Origin of the sequence: Mesorhizobium sp. M7D.F.Ca.US.004.03.1.1, from assembly GCF_003998635.1 — a bacterium.
GTDB classification, from domain to species: Bacteria; Pseudomonadota; Alphaproteobacteria; order Rhizobiales; family Rhizobiaceae; genus Mesorhizobium; species Mesorhizobium loti.
This window is the reverse complement of sequence record NZ_RZQG01001554.1, coordinates 1-765: the sequence shown is the minus strand read 5'-3', so window position 1 is coordinate 765 and position 765 is coordinate 1. Positions and strand designations below refer to the sequence as shown.

The 765-nt window shown below is 72.2% G+C and carries 1 protein-coding gene; it reads left to right on the top strand.

From position 1 onward, the window contains the following. Positions 1-765: alpha/beta hydrolase (locus EN935_RS38640; protein ID WP_245489178.1), on the top strand; the 765-nt coding region annotated here is incomplete at both ends.

The following is a 765-nucleotide window of genomic DNA, read 5'->3' as shown; positions in this document are numbered from 1 at the left end:
CCGCCACGCTGGCTCTGCTGCGCGCCAGCGATGCCGAGGTGCCGAGAACCCGCTATGTCGCGGTGGACGGCATCCATATCGCCTACCAGACCGTCGGCAGCGGCCCGGCCGATATCGTGCTGGTGCCCGGCTTCATCTCACATGTCGAGCGCATCTGGGAAGACAGGAGCTGCTGCGCCTGGCTCAATGCCGTGTCGCGGCTCGGCCGGCTGATCCTCTTCGACCGGCGCGGCATGGGCCTGTCCGACCGCGTCGGCGCCCGCCCGACCGTCGAGGCCACAGCGCGCGACATTCTGGCGGTGATGGATGCGGCCGGCAGCCGCAAAGCCTTGCTGGTCGGCGCCTCGGAGGGCGGGCCGGGCTGCATCCGCTTTGCCGTCGACCACCCCGACCGGCTGGCCGGCCTGGTTCTGTGGGGCTCGCTTGCCAAGGGCAGCCATGCGCCCGACTATCCGTTCGCGCTCACAGCGGCGCAATATGATCTGTGGCAGCAGCGCCTGCTCGCCGGCTGGGGCGGCCCGGCCGAAATCGAAACCTTCGCGCCGAGCGTCGCCAACGACCGTCAGGCCCGCGCCTGGTGGGCCGGCCTGCTCAGGGCCGCCTCCAGCCCCGGCGCGGTCGCCGGCCTGCTGCAGGCGCTGCGCGATGCCGATGTGCGGCCGCTGCTGTCAAAAGTCTCGGCCAAGACGCTGGTCCTGCACCGCACGGGTGACCGCGCCGTGCGGGTCGAGGCCGGGCGGTATCTGGCGGGGCGGATACCGGGGG